We start from the raw sequence: 18,047 nt of genomic DNA, 5'->3' as shown, positions 1-18,047 counted from the left end.
ATAAAGGATAAATAATTGTTTTTACTCTATTTTTTGCTCTTGTGTTTTGAACAAAAGAAACGCAAAATAATCACATTTCTAGTTCAAAAGCAAGGGTTAATTTGCTAAAACCGTTTTTAAACTTTGTAAAAATTGATCCGCAATTTTCTGATCGATCGCTAAGCTCGGCAAAAGACGCAAGGTATGCTTTCCTGAATAACCGCAGAAGATGTGCTCTTTAAACAATAAAGCATCTCTCACAGTCCCCACAGGCTGTTCCACCTCGATCCCGATCATCAAACCGCGACCTCTCACTTCCGTTATTCCTTTTAAACCTTTTAGCTCCTGTTGAATATAGTCACCTATCTTCGACGCATTCTCGATCAACTTTTCTTCCTGAATCACATCTAACACCACATTCGCCGCCGTACACGCCAGGTGATTCCCCCCAAAAGTCGTCCCCAGCAAGCCATAACTCGCCTGTATATGCGGCGCGATTAATACGCCACCAATAGGGAAGCCATTGCCCATACCTTTGGCAGTCGTCATCATATCCGGATGAATCCCCGCAAACTGATGCGAAAAGAATTGTCCAGAACGACCATAGCCACACTGCACCGAATCCAAAATCAATTGTGCCCCCGTCTCATCACAACGCTTTCTCAACGCCTTTAAGAACGCATCACTCGCCACCTGAATACCACCCACACCCTGAATGCCTTCCACAATCACCGCCGCCGTTTCTTCCGTAATCCCCGCTTCCAATCCCTCAATGCCATTAAATGGCAAGAAACTCACATGAGACGTGTCATTAATAGGCGCCACAATGCTCGGATTATCCGTCACAGCCACCGCCCCAGCCGTTCTCCCGTGGAATGCCTTCGAGAACGCCACCACCTTCTTACGACCCGTATGAAACGACGCTAATTTCAAGGCGTTCTCGTTCGATTCCGCTCCAGAATTGGTTAAAAACAAGGTATAGTCTTCGTAGCCAGAAACGCGACCCAGCTTCTCAGCTAATTCTTGTTGACCTGAAATGATAATCGAATTCGAGTAGAAGCCAATGTTGTTCAGCTGCTCAGTCATTCTTTTCACATAGGTGGGATGCGAATGCCCGATGGAAATCACGGCGTGACCACCATATAAATCCAGGTATTCCTGGCCGTTTTTGTCCCACACAGTACTTCCTTTGGCTTTTACAAGCTCAATGTCGTAGAGGGGGTATACGTTGAATAGTTGCATTTATTAATTCTTTTTAAACTCATTTAAAGAATAGAGCACAAAGCATAAAGAATAAAGATGGTATCCGCTGCGCGGATGAATTCATGAAGTATTTTTCTGAAACCTAAAAAATAGAGCCGCAGGCTTATTTTTTAACGTACTTTGTTCTTTATGCTTTGTGCTTTTTGCTTTAATTTTATGCTTTACGGAAGATTTAGGATTAAAGCTAAAATCCGATGGATTTAAGCTTTAATCCTAAATCTTCCTGCCACCCCAGCATCAAGTTCATATTCTGAACTGCTTGGCCGGACGCACCTTTGATCAAGTTATCGATCACGGAGCTGATGAGGATTTGGCCCTCATGGACCTGTAAATGAAGAAAACACTTGTTCGTATTCACCACTTGTTTCACATCCACCGCTTGTGGGCTGAGGAAAACGAAGGGCGAATTCGCGTAAAAATCTTCGTATAGTTTTTCGGCCTGTTCCTGCGTCCCGCTGTATGGCGTGTACACATTCGCCATAATCCCGCGCGAGAAATTACCGCGGTAAGGGATAAAATGGATGGCCTTTTTTGTACCTAAAGTCTGTTTAATTTCTGCCAAATGTTGGTGCGTAAACGTCTTATACACACTCACATTGTTATTTCTCCACGAGAAATGGCTGGTAGGGGAAAGCGATTGACCCGCGCCAGTCGAACCAGTGATGGCTGAAACGTGCACGTCTTCTTTGATTAAGCCTGCAGCCGCTAGAGGCAAAAGGGCTAATTCGATCGAAGTGGCGAAGCAACCAGGGTTTGCGATTTTGGTCGCGGATTGGATCTTTTCTTTTTGGAACTCGGCTAAACCATAGACAAAGCCTTCGGATTCATCGCGGAAGTCCGTGCTTAAATCGATGATTTTCGTGTGCCAAGGAATGTCGTTCGCGGCTAAGAATTTCTTCGATTCCCCGTGTCCAGAACATAAGAAGAGGACATCTACGGGTGTTAGGTCTTTGGAAAAACGTAAATGCGTAGAGCCCAATAAATCCGTGTGCACATCCGAGATCAATTTTCCCGCCTGTGAATTCGATAATATACAGGTCAAATGCACATCCGGGTGATTCACTAAGATTCTTAGTAATTCGCCTCCAGTGTAGCCTGCGGCCCCTACGATTCCGATCTTTGCCATCTTATTGTTCGTTAACTTTCCGGTGGATCATCGTTTGGTTCGACGCGATTTTCGAGAATCCTCTCACATCGTCACCCGTCCACGCCTTGTTCATTTCTCCGTACGCCCCAAAAACAGACGACATCAAATCATATTTCGATTCCATTCCCGTCACCATAAATTGGTAAGGAGATAAGGTCACATAAACCGTACCCGTCACGTTGCCTTGCGTATCCGCTAAGAACGTTTCGAAATTACGCATCACGGGCTCTAAGAATTGGCCTTCGTGCAATAGCGTTCCGTACATATCACCGATGTTTTGTTTCCAATACAATTGGTGCTTTGTCAATACGTGTTTCTCTAATAAATGGTGTGCTTTAATGATGATCAAAGGCGCCGGAGCCTCGAAGCCCACACGTCCTTTAATCCCGATGATCGTATCTCCCACGTGGATGTCACGTCCGATTGCGAAAGCACCCGCTCTTTCCGTTAACTCCCGAATTGCAGCCACGGTAGATGGGAATTTCTTGCCATCTAGACCCACTAATTGACCTGCTTCAAATTGCAAGCTGATTTTCTCAGGAGTCGTCTTCGTTAATTGCGTAGGCCAAGCCTCTTCCGGTAAATAGCCGTCTGAAGTCAAGGTCTCTTTTCCACCCACGGATGTGCCCCAAAGGCCTTTATTGATCGAATAAGTCGACTTGTGCCATTCTTGCACGACGCCTTTCGATTTTAAGAATTCGATTTCTGCTTCTCTAGATAATTGCAAGTCACGGATAGGCGTGATCACCTCGCACTCCGGTGCTAAGATTCTGAACACGACATCGAAACGAACTTGATCGTTGCCCGCGCCTGTACTTCCGTGCGCGATGGCTTTGGCACCTAATTTGGCCGCATATTTAGCGACTGCCGTAGCTTGAAAAACGCGCTCTGCAGATACAGAAAGGGGATAGGTATTGTTTTTTAATACATTGCCAAAAACCAAATACTTCAAACAATCCTGGTAGTATTCCTCCACCACATCTAGCGTCACGTGTGAAGTCACGCCTAGCGAATAGGCTTTCTCCTCGATCGTTTTCAACTCCGCCGGAGAGAAACCGCCCGTGTCCACCAAGGCCGAGTGCACCTCCATGCCGCGCTCTTCCGTTAAATATTTCACACAAAAGGAGGTATCTAAACCACCACTAAACGCTAGAATTACTTTAGGCTTGCTCATATATGCTCTATTTTGCCTTCTTTTTGAAAGGCAGTAATAATTTTTCTTTAAACTTCTTTAGACGGGTAAAATCGGCGATATTCTTCAAGAATAGCCATTTTTCGTCTTTTTCTTCGGGTGTTTTCTTGTCCGGATTCTCTGGGTCATAAATCATCCCCGTGCACAAACAGATCTTACGTTCGGTTCTGGTCAGGATGTCAAAATTCACACAGGATTCGCAACCCTTCCAGAAATTATCGTCTACCGGCAATTCCGCAAAAGTCGTAGGCTCATAGCCAAGGTCAGAGTTAATTTTCATCACCGCCAAAGACGTCGTAATACCGATGATTTTGGCTTCCGGATAACGGGTGCGAGACAACTCGAAAGCACGTTCTTTCACCGCTTTTGCCACCCCAAACTGGCGATAACTAGGCTTTACAATCAATCCAGAGTTCGCTACAAACTTGCCATGTTGCCACGTTTCCACGTAACAGAAACCCACAAATGAGCCATCTATGTCATCTGTAGCAATGATGGCCTTTCCTTCGGACATCTTTTCTTGAAGGTATTCAGGAGTACGTTTGGCAATTCCGGTTCCGCGTGCTTTGGCTGATTCAGCCATCTCATTGCAGATGGATTGGGCTAGGTCGAAATGGTGCTCGCTAGCCACTTGAACGGTATATTTATTCATGAAGGGACGAAAATTAAAGAATGAGACAAATTACACACACCTTCAGGGTATCAGACCCGAAAGATGAATCGTCTCCTTCGTCGGAGCATAGATGCGAGGTAATAATTTGAATTAATAAAGGTCATTCCTTAGTTTTGTCAAAAGCAATGTCAACAGTTGTTGACATTTAAGGGTCGAATTTCGGTAAATCTTCGTTTAAATCCCAATAATCAATTAATTATTTCATGGAAGCCTCCACTCCCCTCACCGCCGAAACCCTCGTTTACGCCTATGCGTCAGGGATGTTTCCCATGGCGGAGGAGACCGGAGAGATCTTTTGGTATAGTCCAGACCCACGTGCGATTATTCCGATTCAAAGTTATAAGCCTGCCAAATCCCTCAAGCCGATCATCAACCAAAACCGCTTTGAAATCCGCGTAGACACCAGTTTCGAACAAGTCATGCGCAACTGCGCCTTGCCTCGAGCTACAGAAGATGAAACCTGGATTTCAGAGGAATTAATCGCCGCCTATTCCGAATTGCATCGCATGGGTTTAGCGCATTCAGTGGAGGCATGGCAGGAAGATAAACTAGTAGGGGGTCTATATGGAGTCTCTTTAGGGGCCGCTTTTTTTGGCGAATCCATGTTTTCCCTAGTCTCTAATTCCTCGAAAGTGGCCTTTCATTATTTGATCCAAATCTTGCGCGAACAAAAATACCAACTTCTCGACTCCCAGTTCATGAACGATAACGTTTTGCGTTACGGAGCCATCAATATTCCCCGTTCAGCCTATATAAAAAGACTCGCCAAAGCCTTAAAAAGCACTTGCGACTTTCAAAAACCCGCAATTTAAACTAAATTGCGGCATGTCTAGGCCCATTCTTGTCATCAAATTCGGTTCCTCCTCCATCACCCACAAGAACGGGGAGGTGAATGAGCAGACTTTGGAGAAAATAGCCTCTCAGGTTTCCAGCCTCACAAAAGCGTACGACATCGTCCTGGTTTCCTCCGGAGCCGTGGCCGCAGGTAAGGCATTTTTAAGCAATTACAAAGGCACCCTTTCCGAACGGAAAGCCGCCGCCGCGATCGGAAACCCCATTTTGATCGCAAAATACAACCACTATTTCTCGAAATACGGCATCGCCATCGCCCAATCGCTTTGCGAACGCCACCACTTTTCCCGCCGCGAATCCTTCCTTCAATTGAAGGAAACCTACCAGGAACTTTGGAAAAGCAACGTCATTCCCATCGCAAACGAAAATGACGTGGTCTCAAACACCGAACTTAAATTCTCCGACAACGACGAACTCGCGACCCTAATCGCAACCGGCTTTGGCGCAGAAAAACTTTTAATATCTACCTCAGTAGGTGGCCTTTTAGACGCAAACGGCGAAATCATCCGCCACGTCCCTAAAATCGACGCCTCCACTCTATCCGTCGTTTCCTCCGACACCTCATCAACCGGCTTAGGCGGAATGATCTCGAAACTCACCTTCACCCGCCTTGCCATGCGCTTAGGTATCAAGGTCGTGATTTTCGGGTTAGATAATGCAGGAGGAATCGTGGACGCCCTTCACGAAAAAATAGGTACGGTCTTCGAAGCAGGCAAAGCCAGCCTAACCGCCCGCCAAAAATGGCTCGCCGCCGGCAGCCTCATCACCGGCAAAGTCGTCCTAGACAAAGGCGCCGTCAAAGCCATCAACTCCCGCAAAAGCCTACTTTCCGTAGGTATAACCGAAATCCTAGGCGATTTCATGAAAGGCGAGGTCATCGAATTATTGGATCCCACTAAAACACCATTTGCTATTGCTCGGGCTAGATGCTCGAAGGCGGAGCTGGAGGGGGCCGGAAAAGGGGTGGAGGTCGCTAACGCCGACGACATCGTTCTTATCTAATTTAAAGCATAAAGCACAAAGAATAAAGCATAGAGTTTGTATCCGCTTCGCGGATTCGTATAGAAATGTTTTTTCCATAAAGCAAAAATGGGACCTGAGTCCCATTTTTAACCAACTTTATTCTTTGTGCTTTATGCTCTATGCTTTAATCAAGGCGCGAAGCGACTGTCCACTGACTACTGTCCACTAGCTAAATTTAGATTTATGGCTACTGCCATAAATCTAAATTTATGCTATAACCACCGCTCTCCCATTCTCCACATCCTGTTCCACCGTCTTGTATTTCACATCTTCTTTGATGCTTCCGTCTACGTATTGAACAGTCACGCGTTGGTTGCGGTCTGCAATTTTGATCGCTTGGCGAGGTGCCGCACGCTCCACAGAAGGAGTGGACGGGTCGTGGTATTCCTCTTGTGCGCCGGCTAGGCCACCTAATAAAGAAGAAATGGCATCGTCTTTGCTCATTTGCAATTTAGGTGCTTTCTCTTTGGGTGCTTTGGCAGCGGATTGATTCGTTTGTTGAACCGCTGGAATTTCGGCTTTGATCACGAAGCTGATCGTATCCATGTTCACACGCGCAACGAAGCGTTGGAACAAGTTGACGGATTCGAATTTGTAGATCAATAAGGGATCTTTTTGTTCGAAAACGGCGTTTTGAACGGATTGTTTCAAGTCGTCCATCTCGCGCAAGTGCTCTTTCCACTCTTGGTCGATCAGCGATAAGGTGATGAATTTCTCCATCTCTTTCACTACTTCCTTTCCTTGAGTAGAGATCGTTTTGTCTGCATCTACAATGATTCCGGTCGTCATTTGGCCATTGCTAATAGGCACTTGAATGCCAGAATAGCCGTGTTGTTTCGCTTCTTGAGCCACCTGAATGACTTGAGAGGCGATGACCTCGTTTTTCGACTTGTAATGTTGTTCTGCTGCAATGAATAATTGTTCCGTTCTTTGGTCATTATTCAATTTAGTGAACGCAGACGCATCGAATGGCGGCTCCATTCCTAATAACTCGATCGTTTTCAATTCGAAATCGTCGTAGCTCGTATACTGCGTCGCGATGTCGCGGCATACATCGAACAAGATGTTGATGATATCCAATGATAGACGCTCGCCTAAAAGGGCGTTTTGGCGACGCTTGTAGATGGCGTTACGTTGGTAGTTCATCACGTCATCGTATTCCAATAGACGTTTACGAATGCCAAAGTTATTTTCCTCCACCTTCTTCTGTGCTCGCTCAATCGATGAGGTAATCATCGAGTGTTGAATCACTTCGCCTTCTTCCATTCCCAGACGGTCCATCACTTTCGCGATACGGTCTGATCCGAAAAGACGCATTAAGTTATCTTCTAACGATACGAAGAATTGAGATGACCCCACATCTCCTTGACGACCCGCACGACCACGTAACTGGCGATCGACGCGACGAGATTCGTGGCGTTCGGTACCGATGATCGCTAGACCACCTGCCGCCTTCGACTCAGGGCTTAGTTTAATATCAGTTCCACGACCCGCCATATTGGTAGCGATCGTTACCTTGCCTGACTGACCCGCTTCTGCGACGATTTCTGCCTCGCGAGCGTGTTGTTTGGCATTCAATACATTGTGTTGAATCTTACGAATGGTCAGCAAACGACTTAGTAACTCCGAGTTCTCCACCGAAGTCGTACCGACTAAGACTGGACGTCCGCCAGCTACTAATTCCTGAATTTCTTCAGCTACGGCGTTGTACTTCTCACGCACCGTGCGGTACACTTTATCTTCGTGGTCCTTACGTTGAATGACACGATTGGTAGGGATTGAAACGACATCTAGTTTATAAATTGTCCAAAACTCACCCGCTTCCGTCTCCGCCGTTCCCGTCATACCCCCTAATTTGTGGTACATGCGGAAGTAATTTTGGAGGGTAACGGTGGCATAGGTTTGGGACGCATCCTCTACATTTACGCCTTCTTTCGCCTCAATCGCTTGGTGCAAGCCATCCGAATAACGACGGCCTTCCATCACACGACCCGTCTGCTCATCCACGATCTTCACCTTGCCCTCTACAATGATGTATTCGGTGTCCTTCTCGAATAGGGTATAGGCCTTTAATAATTGGCTAACCGTATGAATACGGGAGGCCTTCTCGTTATAATCTTGGATCAGTTGCTCCTTCGCAGCAAGACGATCAGCGTCAGCTAACTCCTTGTTTTGCTCGATGCGGTTTAAGTCGATCGAAAGATCGGGTAACACGAAGAAGTTCGGATTTTCGGTGTCTCCACTCATGAATTCCAAACCTTTCTCGGTCATCTCCACCTGGTTGTTCTTCTCTTCGATGGTGAACAAAAGAGGTGCTACAGCCTCCGGCATCATCTTTTGGTTATCCGCTAAGAAGGTACTTTCCGTCTCATTCATCAATTGCTTCATCCCGTTTTCGGACAAGAATTTAATTAATGGCTTCGACTTAGGTAAACCTTTGTAGGCACGGTATAGGGCTAAACCACCCTCTTTCTTATCACCTGCAGCGATGAGTTTCTTTGCTTCTACTAAGAAGTTCTGAACGATCTGCTTCTGTGCTTCTACTAATTTATGAATACGGGGTTGGAAAGTTTCGAACTCTTGTTCGTCACCTTTTGGAATCGGTCCAGAGATAATCAATGGCGTTCTCGCGTCATCAATTAATACGGAATCGACTTCATCGACCATCGCGAAATGGTGGGGTCTTTGTACTTGATCTTCTAAACTACGCGCCATGTTATCGCGCAAGTAATCAAAGCCAAATTCATTATTTGTACCATACGTAATATCTGCCCAATAGGCCGCACGACGTTCTTCAGTGTTCGGATCGTGCTTATCGATACAATCTACTTTCAATCCGTGGAATTCAAATAAAGGGGCATTCCACTCAGAGTCACGTTTCGCAAGATAATCATTCACCGTTACTAAGTGAACCCCACGACCCGCTAAGGCATTTAAATACGTAGGAAGGGTAGAAACGAGTGTCTTTCCTTCACCCGTACCCATTTCAGAAATCTTTCCTTGGTGTAATACAATACCCCCGATTAGCTGTACATCGTAGTGCACCATGTCCCAGGTTATCTCATTTCCAGCAGCTAACCATTGGTTTTTCCAAATCGCTTTATCGCCCTCAATCACCACATTTTTCTTCTTAGAGGCGATGAATTTATCCTCTACGGTGGCTGAAACGACTAGTTGTTTGTTTTCTGTAAAACGACGTGCTGTTTCCTTCACCACTGCGAAGGCTTCAGGTAATATTTCCATTAACACGACCTCTAAACGCGCATTGCGCTCTAGTTGTAAGGCATCGATTTCTTGGAAAAAACGATCCTTCGCATCCACATCTTCTGTTTCTTCTGCAGAGGTATGTAGGGAAGTAATTTGATTATCTATATCTGCTACAAAATCGCCAATTCTTAATTTGAATTCCGCCGTTTTAGCGCGCAATTCGTCATCTGACAAGGAATTAAGCTTGGAGTATTCGTTTTTTATGCTCTCAACGATAGGCATCAACGCTTTAATGTCGCGCTCTGATTTCGTGCCAAATATTTTCGTTACCGATTTACTGATGAATGAAATCATTATAATAATCTGTGCTTTCTAGGCGTTTGGAAAAAATGAACAGGCAATTTACCAATTTGAATTTTTATCCTTACTATAAACGATAAATTAATCCAAAAAAAGGTAAGAATTCACCCAAAATTAGTTGATTTGTAAATTAATCTCCTTAACAAAATGTCCAACGTTCCAGTTCCACCGCGCCGAGTTCCTCGCAAAAAATTAAAAATGCCTCTTTTCGGAGGTATGGGTGGTGGCGCATCGGCGAATAAGGAAGATTTTTTTGGCAAAAACTTCGGCTCTATTCTGATCGCTATGACTGGGATAGCCTTCGCCGCACAGATATTTCTACCCAATATTTGGTCGCAAAAAGTATACAATGATGCGGATGAAATCACAGAAATGGCCTGGGATGGATCTATTCGAAAGAAATATACGGATGCAAAATTCAAGAGTGAAATTCATTATTACTTAGTCATAAAAGGAAAGAAGGGTAAAAAACAAATAGTCGACCTAGTCGATGCGGATCCTGTTTTCTTCGATCAACTAGCCGTCCCGCAAAGAGTTACAAAAGCCGCCAATTCACTAGATGTCCGTGTTCAACGTTTTTCAAAGCCGGATACGACTTTGCGAATTAAATTCTTAGAATGAGATGCCAGTTTGGAATTCCACCCATGTCGGTCATTTGTTAGCTAGGACACTCTTCGGTTATTCTAAGATTGACCTATCTGTAGCCCAAGGCTATGGTACTTTTTCGGATTTAATCGATTTAGCCCTTCTAAAGGATACACCGATACCAGCTGCTCCCAATACCTGGGTAAGCACGGTCCCAGCTGCCGCACAAAATTCATCCGGCCAAACAGGAACTTGGTACCGCGAATTCAACTATTGGTGGTTTAATCTGATGTACAAAGAGGGCTTGAACATGCGGGAGAAAATGGTGCTGTTCTTTCATAATCATTTTGCAAACGAGCGGGATAAAGTTCAATATCCCCAACACATGTATGCCCAAAATGCTTTGTTTAGAAAATATGCGTTTGGCAATTTCAAGCAGTTAGTGAAAGAGGTTGCGATTGATCCCTCGATGCTCATCTACTTAGACGGAAATAATTCCCGGGGTGCCACACCTAATGAAAATTTTGCCCGCGAGCTACTCGAGTTATTTACGATGGGCATCGGAAATTATTCAGAAACAGACGTAAAGCAAGCTGCTAAGGTACTTTCTGGATGGCAGGTCAATGGATTAACGGCAAATTTTGTAGCCACTCGCTGGTATACAGAGGCCTCCGTAACGATTTTAGGCAAAACGGCGAAATTTGATGTCAATAGTTTGATTGACCACATCTTCGAGCAGAAAGCGACTGCCGAATTCATCTGTCGAAAACTCTACAAGGAATTTGTGTATTACAAACCTAATGAGGCTTTTGTCCTACAAATGGCTGCGGTTTTACGGTCAAACAAGTATGAAATGAAGCCTTTGTTGAGGTTTTTATTTAACTCAGAGGAGTTCTTTAAAGCCACATACATAGGAAGTAAGATTAAAAATCCGATTGAATTGATGATGGGCAGTTCGAAATTATTGGAGCTTCCCATTCCGGATTATATCAATATGTACGAGTTATCCAAAGTGTTACAGATGCAGCTTTTTCAGCCACCGGATGTGGCAGGCTGGCCTGGGCAACGGGATTGGATTTCCTCGACCACTTATTCCTATAGGGGTGGATTTACGGATTCCTTGCTGACCGGTAAACGCTATAATGGTGTGAATGTCACTGGAAAACTAGTGCCTGTAGCCTATGCACAAACATTCACAAATTCTGAGAAAGCTGTAGAATTCGTAGAGGATGTCCTAGCCTTGTTTTTGCAATTTCCGGTTACGCCTAAAAAGAAAGCTTTTCTTTTAGAAACTTTATTAAGTGGGACCATTGTAAAGAATTGGTCTACTTACACTCCAGGTGCAAATGTGAGTTTGCAGCAGTTCTTTAAAGCAGTGATGAGTTTGCCAGAATTTCAACTTTGTTAAGGATGAAAAAGGATTTGACACGTTCAGCGTTTTTACGTCAGATGGCGCTTCTTTCGGGAGGGGTTGGATTAGGAATTTCAGGAATGCCCGCCCAAGCTTATGCGCAAATGCCTGCAGGTTTAGTCAATTCAGTTCCCACGGGCAATGCCTTAGTTATCATACAATTAGTAGGTGGAAATGATGGATTGAATACGGTAATTCCGGCAGAAAATGATATCTATTTTGCCAAAAGACCGGATATCGCCATCAAAAAGGAAAATGCGATCGCCTTGAAAAATGGGATGTATTTGCATCCATCCATGGCCCCCATAAAATCCTTATATGATCAAGGAAATGTTTCGATCATACAAAATGTAGGATATTCGAATCCAAATCGTTCTCATTTCCGTGCCACTGATATTTGGAACACTGGATCAGATGAGAACGTAGTTTGGGAGGAAGGATGGGCTGCACGTTATTTGGCAGACAGATACCCTAATTATCCAATTACGATGCCATCTCAGCCCATGGCTATTCAATTAGGCTCCGTTGAATCACTTTTATTTCAATCAGATTTAGGTCGATTCGGAACCGTTTTCGAGGACCCAAATCTCTTCTACCAGCTGGTTTCAGGTACCTTAGCTGACGATGAAATACCGCCGGCTACATTAGCAGGGGATGAATTAGCCTTTTTAAAACAAATTTCAAGTACTTCTATTCAGTACTCGAAAGTGATTCGGGATGGGGCCTTAAAAGGAGCTAATAGGGTCACTTATCCCAATACTAACTTGTCAAAACAGTTAGGCATTGTTGCCAGACTAATCTCGGGTGGGTTAGAAACGCCAGTCTATCTCTGTACCATCGGAGGATTTGATACCCATGCGAATCAATTAACACAACATGCGAACCTTTGGAAACAAATATCAGAGGCCGTAGCTGCCTTTCAAAAGGACTTGAAAGCCCAAAATATTTCAGAGAAAGTTACTTTAATGACTTTTTCAGAATTCGGTCGCCGGGTAAATCAAAACGGCACAGCCGGAACGGATCACGGAACCGCCGCTCCCCTTTTTGTGATTGGGGATACCGTTAGAGGAGGAATGATAGGGGAGAACCCTAGTTTAACAAACGTAGATGCTAGCGGAGACATCAAAGCTATGTTTGATTATCGTCAAATATATACCACCGTACTAAGAGATCATTTAGGTTTAAACGCTACTAGCACCACGGAGATATTTAAAAAATCTTTTGAACGTTTACCTATTTTCTTGAGCTCACCACTTTTACCAGAAGCAGGCGCAAGAATACGACTATTAGATCCTGCACCAAATCCTGCAATAGGCCTAGTCAGAATTCAATACGCCGTTTTTGCATCGATGAATATAGAAGTAGCGCTATACAATATGGTAGGAGAAAAAGTAGGGTCCCTATTTTCAGGTGATGTTGTTAGTGGAACCTACACCCAAATTTTAGATACGAGCGCCTTCCCAGCAGGAACCTACCTAGTCAGTTTAGCTTCGTCCGTAGGAGAACGAATTACGAAACGATTAATCATCATAAATTAAATCTAGATGCTTATCTTTGCAGATTAATGAAAAGAATTTCCAATAGTTTATTGCTTGTTCTCCTATTTTGTATCTCCATGAAGGCACAACAATGGACGTATGGTGCAGGTCTAGGCGGATCTTTATACCATGGAAATTATGCTAATTGGAATTTAGTTCCTAACACGAAGGAATTAGCTACCATCAAGCCTAGCATTAATTTTCAGGTGATGTATCAAAGAAAATCCTATGTAGATTTTCGAGTTCAAGCGGCTTATTCTGGATTAAGTGGAAATATAGAAAATAGGATTTCTCCTTCTGTGGGTGGTTTAGCAGCTACTAACTTTTCAACGTCCATTTTGCAATTAGATGGCTTAGTAGATTATAACTTTTTGGATTATCAGTCTAATCGGAAAATTGTTAATTGGACTCCTTATGTGTATGTGGGTCTATCGGGCGTACTGGCTAAAGTATCGGGTGTTAATAATGGACTAGATTTTAATTCTTCCTTATTTCCGGTTCTTGCCTTTCCTTATGGGCTAGGCATAAAATACCAAGTGAACCCTAAGGTTGGTTTGCAATTTGAAGCAGGTTCGAGAAAAACCTTTTCTTCTGCTCTAGATAGCCCAAGAGATAGCAATGTTTCTAATTACAAATTATTTGATGGGGATCAGTATTTATTTACGTCGATTAGCGTTACCTATACGATACAGTCCATTTTTTGTCCCACGGATTAACATTTTTTAATTGGATAAAGCCGTCTTAATAACTACATTTGCCACCTTATTACCTATGGGTAATTATTTAGAATAAAGAATTGAAAGAGTCGATTGATCTTACGAATGTTCCCGTTCACATCGCTGTTATCATGGATGGTAATGGTCGATGGGCTAAGCAGCAAGGAGTGATGGATCGTGTTTTTGGACATAGATCAGCCTTGAAAGCGGTTCGGGAAACGATTGAAGGTTGTGGTGAATTGGGGGTGCGATTTTTGACTTTGTATGCTTTTTCTACGGAGAATTGGAATCGACCTAAAGCAGAAGTGACCGCTTTAATGAGTCTCTTAGTGAGTGCAATCAAGGATGAATTGCCGGGGATGATGAAGAAAGATATTCGCTTACAAGCGATCGGGGATTTAAGTAAATTGCCAGCCTCTTCTAGAGCTGAACTAGAGAAAGCGATGGCAAAAACGGCTGAAAATAAGGGTTTAACCTTAGTTCTAGCTTTGTCTTATTCCGGTAAATGGGATTTAGTACAGGCTACTCAGCGGATTTCAGCAAAAGTGCAAACGGGGGAAATAGCGGCAGATTCCATTGATGCAGATACCATACAATCTCATCTGTCAACGGCTGAAATGCCTGATCCAGATTTGATGATTAGAACAGGTGGAGATCACCGGATTAGCAATTTTATGCTGTGGCAGTTAGCCTATGCAGAGTTATATATTTTTGAAGATTTATTTTGGCCTGATTTTAGAAAAGAACATCTAAATGAAGCGATTATCGATTTTCAAATGCGTGAAAGAAGATTTGGGAAGATTAGTGAACAGTTAAATTAGGGGCTGAGGCTCATTTATGAAAAAATCAATTGCCATTCAATTACTAAATAAACGTAGCGCCTTGCTAGGTGTTTTACTTTATATGTTAGGTTCTTATTCTGTTTCTGCTCAGATACTAGGTAGGACGAGAACCATATCAGCTGCACTTCCAGAAACGAGCTTTTCTTATGCTGATCCTAAGGAGTATACCATCGCAGATATTCAAGTAACGGGTTCAAAGTACTATGATGGGACTTCCATGATTAATATTTCAGGACTTCAGGTAGGGGATAAAATTAAGATTCCGGGGGATGCAATTGGAGCAGCGATTCGGAAGATTATGAATCAGGGTATTTTAGATGAGGTGCAAATACTTTCAACAAAAGTAGAAGAGGGTAAAGTCTGGTTAACGATCGAGTTAAAAGAGCGACCTCGTTTGTATTCAATTCAGTATACGGGAATTCGTAAAGGAGAAACTGAGACTTTGAATGAGAAGATGAAGACCTATAAAGGTAAGATCATCACAGAGACACTTCGTAAGAATTTAGAATTGACGATTCGTAAATATTACCAAGAGAAAGGTAAATTAAATGTCAAAACAAAATCAGTCATTAAAGTAGATTCAGTGCGGGGTAATAACGCCATTTTACAAGTGGCTGTTACGAAGGGGGAGAAAGTTAAAGTAAATAAAATAGTATTAAATGGCATCGATCCTGAGTTTCGTTCTTTAATCTTAAGAAAGATTAAAAATACCAAGCAAATTCGATTTGGGCGTGTATTTAAGCCTTCTAAATTTGTTCCTAAGAAATGGGATGAAGATAAAGAAAAGTTGCTAGCTGCCATGAACAAGCTAGGATACCGGGATTTTCAATTGCAATCAGATTCGGTCATTCGTTTCAATGATAAATCTGTCAATTTAATATTAAGCTTAGTTCAAGGTAAGAAATATTATTACCGTAGTGTGCGATTTGAGGGCAATTATATCTATCCTGATTCTCTTTTGCGTGAAGTGTTAGGGGTGAAAAAAGGAGATGTGTACAACACGGAAGAATTAGATAAAAAAATGAACGCGAACCCAGGCGAGGATTTGAGTTCTGTTTACATGGATAATGGGTATTTATTCTATCACGCAGAACCAGTAGAGTCGGCTATCGAAGGGGATTCAATTGACTTGACCATACGTATTTCAGAAGGGAAACAAGCGATAATTAACAAAGTGTCCTTGAACGGAAATACAAAGACATCAGATCACGTGGTCATGCGCGAGATACGTACGTTGCCTGGTCAAAAATTCAATAAATCAGCTATCATTCGTACCGTGCGTGAACTTTCAACCATTGGCTATTTTAACCCGGAGAAGATAAACCCTAATCCAGTTCCCCGTCCTGATGGAACCGTGGATATCGAGTATAATGTGGAAGAAAAACCTTCAGATCAAATTGAGCTCTCAGGTGGCTGGGGAGGTTACATTGGTTTTGTGGGTACGCTAGGTGTTGTGTTTAACAATTTCTCGGCTAAAAATATTTTAAATCTTAAGTCTTACCGGCCATTGCCTGCTGGAGATGGCCAAAAGGTAGCCATCCGTTTTCAAGCAAATGGAGCCTCCTTTCAAAACTATAGCCTTACCTTTACAGAGCCTTGGTTAGGTGGTAAGAGACCTAATTCCCTATCTATATCCCTGAATAGTAGCATTTCCTATCCTTATTTACTTCCCCAAGCAGGATATAATAACTATAGCAACGGTGGTTTTGGCGGTGGCGGTTTTGGTGGTTTCGGCGGTTATGGTGGTGGTGGTTTTGGTACAGGGGGTTTATATGGCGGTTTGAATAGTTATTCTGTTCCTGACTCATTGACAGATGCTCACTTTAACGTAACCAGCTTGTCTGTAAGTTTAGGAAAACGCTTAAAATGGCCGGATGATTATTTCTCATTAAGTCATTCGATTGCTTTTTCTCGTTTTGATGTGGACAGATATATGACATGGGCATACCCGCAGGGAATCTCTACGTCAGTGACTTTTATGACGAACTTTTCGAGAAATAGTATTGACAATCCTACTTTTCCGCGTTCAGGATCTAGCTTCTCTTTATCAGGAACACTCACACCTCCATTCGGGTTGTTAGGTATGAATAAGGACAATTTGTTGATTGAGTACCACAAATGGATGTTGGATGCGAGTTGGTTTAGTCCATTAGTGGGTAAATTTATCCTACATACACGTGCACACATGGGTTTCCTAGGATCTTACGGAGGCAAAGAAACCACCCGATTTGAACGTTTTGATTTAGGTGGTTCTGGAATGGTGCAAGGTTTCTCTTTCAATCGGGATATCGTAGGTCTAAGAGGATATAAAGACCGTGTGATTGGGCCTTCAGGTTCTTATGGTAATGGAGGGGTTGCCTACAACAAGTTCGTAATGGAAGTTCGTTATCCTGTTTCATTAAATCCATCTGCAACGATTTTCGCCTTGGCATTTGCTGAGGGAGGGAATAACTTTTCTTCTTTGAGCGAATATAGTCCGTTCAAATTGTATAAATCAGCAGGAGTTGGCGCACGTATATTCATGCCTGCTTTTGGTATGATCGGTATAGATTATGGTTTTGGCTTTGATAAGCCACGTCCAGGAGATTCTGATTTTGGTCAACAAGCATTCACGTTCTCGATTGGACAACAAATTAGATAAGCATGATGCGGTTTTGGTTGACAGGTATTGTTATTTTATTGTTTCTGAGCCCTTCCAATGCTCAGAAATTCGGATATGTCGACACGGAATTCATCACATCTAAAATGCCCGAGTATGCTAAAGTTCAACAACAAATTGAACAGAATACAAAGACTTGGTTAAGCGATGTAGAAAAGAAAAAGCAAGAGCTGGAGAAGTTAGAAAAAGAATATAAGTTAGAAGAACTTTTGCTAACGGAAGATTTAAAGCAGCAACGATTAGCGGCTATTCAATCAAAAAGTAAAGAATCGAAGGCTTTCGAAAATCAAGTTTTTGGTGTGGAGGGGGATTTATTCAAATTAAAGCAAACGGCTTATAAATCCATTTTAGATCAAATCTCTAAAGCAATTGAAAAAGTAGTCAGAGCAAAGCGCTTAGATTTTATATTTGATAAGGCAAATGATGGGTTGGTATTATTGTATACAAATCCTATTCATGACTATTCAGATTATGTTTTAGAAGAATTAGGGGTGGAGTTAGATCCTAATTTGGTAGAAAAAACAAAGAAAGAGGAGGCGCAAGAGCAGAAAAGTCCTAAAAAGAATTAATTTTACCCTAAATAAAAAAGAGAACACAAAC

Annotated in this window: 14 protein-coding genes; 9 read left to right on the top strand and 5 right to left on the bottom strand. The window is 42.9% G+C overall.

What is annotated here, in order from left to right; all coding sequences use genetic code 11:
• Positions 1 to 96: 96 nt before the first annotated feature.
• The 4 genes from ACRZ9O_RS05700 to ACRZ9O_RS05685 form a co-directional block, all read right to left on the bottom strand.
• Entirely contained in the window at positions 97 to 1,221 is a 1,125-nt protein-coding gene (locus tag ACRZ9O_RS05700) for an aspartate aminotransferase family protein (protein WP_459457223.1), read from the bottom strand.
• 205 nt (positions 1,222 to 1,426) lie between these two features.
• Positions 1,427 to 2,368, bottom strand: a complete 942-nt coding sequence (argC, locus tag ACRZ9O_RS05695; protein ID WP_459457221.1) for an N-acetyl-gamma-glutamyl-phosphate reductase — start codon at positions 2,366 to 2,368, stop codon at positions 1,427 to 1,429.
• 1 nt (position 2,369) lies between these two features.
• Positions 2,370 to 3,563: an argininosuccinate synthase gene (argG, locus tag ACRZ9O_RS05690; protein WP_459457219.1), complete on the bottom strand. Its 1,194-nt coding sequence runs from the start codon at positions 3,561 to 3,563 to the stop codon at positions 2,370 to 2,372.
• Positions 3,564 to 3,570: 7 nt separating this feature from the next.
• Positions 3,571 to 4,233 carry a GNAT family N-acetyltransferase gene (locus ACRZ9O_RS05685; protein ID WP_459457217.1) on the bottom strand — a complete coding sequence of 221 codons (663 nt, stop codon included), beginning with the start codon at positions 4,231 to 4,233 and terminating at the stop codon, positions 3,571 to 3,573.
• A 224-nt stretch (positions 4,234 to 4,457) separates the two neighbouring features.
• Here ACRZ9O_RS05685 and aat point away from each other — a divergent pair, with 224 nt between their 5' ends.
• Together aat and proB are read left to right on the top strand one after the other, a co-directional pair.
• Positions 4,458 to 5,066, top strand: a complete 609-nt coding sequence (aat, locus tag ACRZ9O_RS05680; RefSeq protein ID WP_459457215.1) for a leucyl/phenylalanyl-tRNA--protein transferase — start codon at positions 4,458 to 4,460, stop codon at positions 5,064 to 5,066.
• Positions 5,067 to 5,079: 13 nt separating this feature from the next.
• A complete protein-coding gene (gene proB, locus ACRZ9O_RS05675; protein WP_459457213.1) occupies positions 5,080 to 6,108 on the top strand; it encodes a glutamate 5-kinase in 1,029 nt (342 codons plus the stop codon).
• Positions 6,109 to 6,336: 228 nt separating this feature from the next.
• On the opposite strand, the gene secA is transcribed toward proB, so the two are convergent.
• Positions 6,337 to 9,690: a preprotein translocase subunit SecA gene (secA, locus tag ACRZ9O_RS05670; protein ID WP_459457211.1), complete on the bottom strand. Its 3,354-nt coding sequence runs from the start codon at positions 9,688 to 9,690 to the stop codon at positions 6,337 to 6,339.
• 153 nt (positions 9,691 to 9,843) lie between these two features.
• Between secA and ACRZ9O_RS05665 the strand changes: the two genes are divergently transcribed.
• From ACRZ9O_RS05665 to ACRZ9O_RS05635, 7 genes are all read left to right on the top strand, one after another.
• A complete protein-coding gene (locus tag ACRZ9O_RS05665) occupies positions 9,844 to 10,317 on the top strand; it encodes a hypothetical protein (RefSeq protein WP_459457209.1) in 474 nt (157 codons plus the stop codon).
• A 1-nt stretch (position 10,318) separates the two neighbouring features.
• On the top strand, positions 10,319 to 11,689 hold the full coding sequence (locus ACRZ9O_RS05660; RefSeq protein ID WP_459457207.1) for a DUF1800 domain-containing protein: 1,371 nt from the start codon (positions 10,319 to 10,321) through the stop codon (positions 11,687 to 11,689).
• Between the two features lie 2 nt (positions 11,690 to 11,691).
• Positions 11,692 to 13,230 (top strand): DUF1501 domain-containing protein, encoded by a 1,539-nt coding sequence (locus ACRZ9O_RS05655; RefSeq protein ID WP_459457205.1) that lies wholly within the window; start codon positions 11,692 to 11,694, stop codon positions 13,228 to 13,230.
• A 26-nt stretch (positions 13,231 to 13,256) separates the two neighbouring features.
• On the top strand, positions 13,257 to 13,946 hold the full coding sequence (locus tag ACRZ9O_RS05650) for a DUF6089 family protein (RefSeq protein ID WP_459457203.1): 690 nt from the start codon (positions 13,257 to 13,259) through the stop codon (positions 13,944 to 13,946).
• 80 nt (positions 13,947 to 14,026) lie between these two features.
• Positions 14,027 to 14,767 carry an isoprenyl transferase gene (locus tag ACRZ9O_RS05645; RefSeq protein ID WP_459457201.1) on the top strand — a complete coding sequence of 247 codons (741 nt, stop codon included), beginning with the start codon at positions 14,027 to 14,029 and terminating at the stop codon, positions 14,765 to 14,767.
• 16 nt (positions 14,768 to 14,783) lie between these two features.
• Positions 14,784 to 17,429 carry an outer membrane protein assembly factor BamA gene (gene bamA / locus ACRZ9O_RS05640; RefSeq protein WP_459457199.1) on the top strand — a complete coding sequence of 882 codons (2,646 nt, stop codon included), beginning with the start codon at positions 14,784 to 14,786 and terminating at the stop codon, positions 17,427 to 17,429.
• 2 nt (positions 17,430 to 17,431) lie between these two features.
• The gene (locus ACRZ9O_RS05635) at positions 17,432 to 18,016 is read left to right on the top strand and encodes an OmpH/Skp family outer membrane protein (RefSeq protein ID WP_459457197.1); all 585 of its coding nucleotides are present in this window, start codon (positions 17,432 to 17,434) and stop codon (positions 18,014 to 18,016) included.
• Positions 18,017 to 18,047 lie beyond the last annotated feature (31 nt).

The organism is Aquirufa sp. HETE-40SA, assembly GCF_054558635.1.
Note: the sequence above shows the minus strand (reverse complement) of the source record. Positions and strands in the feature narration are given on the sequence as shown.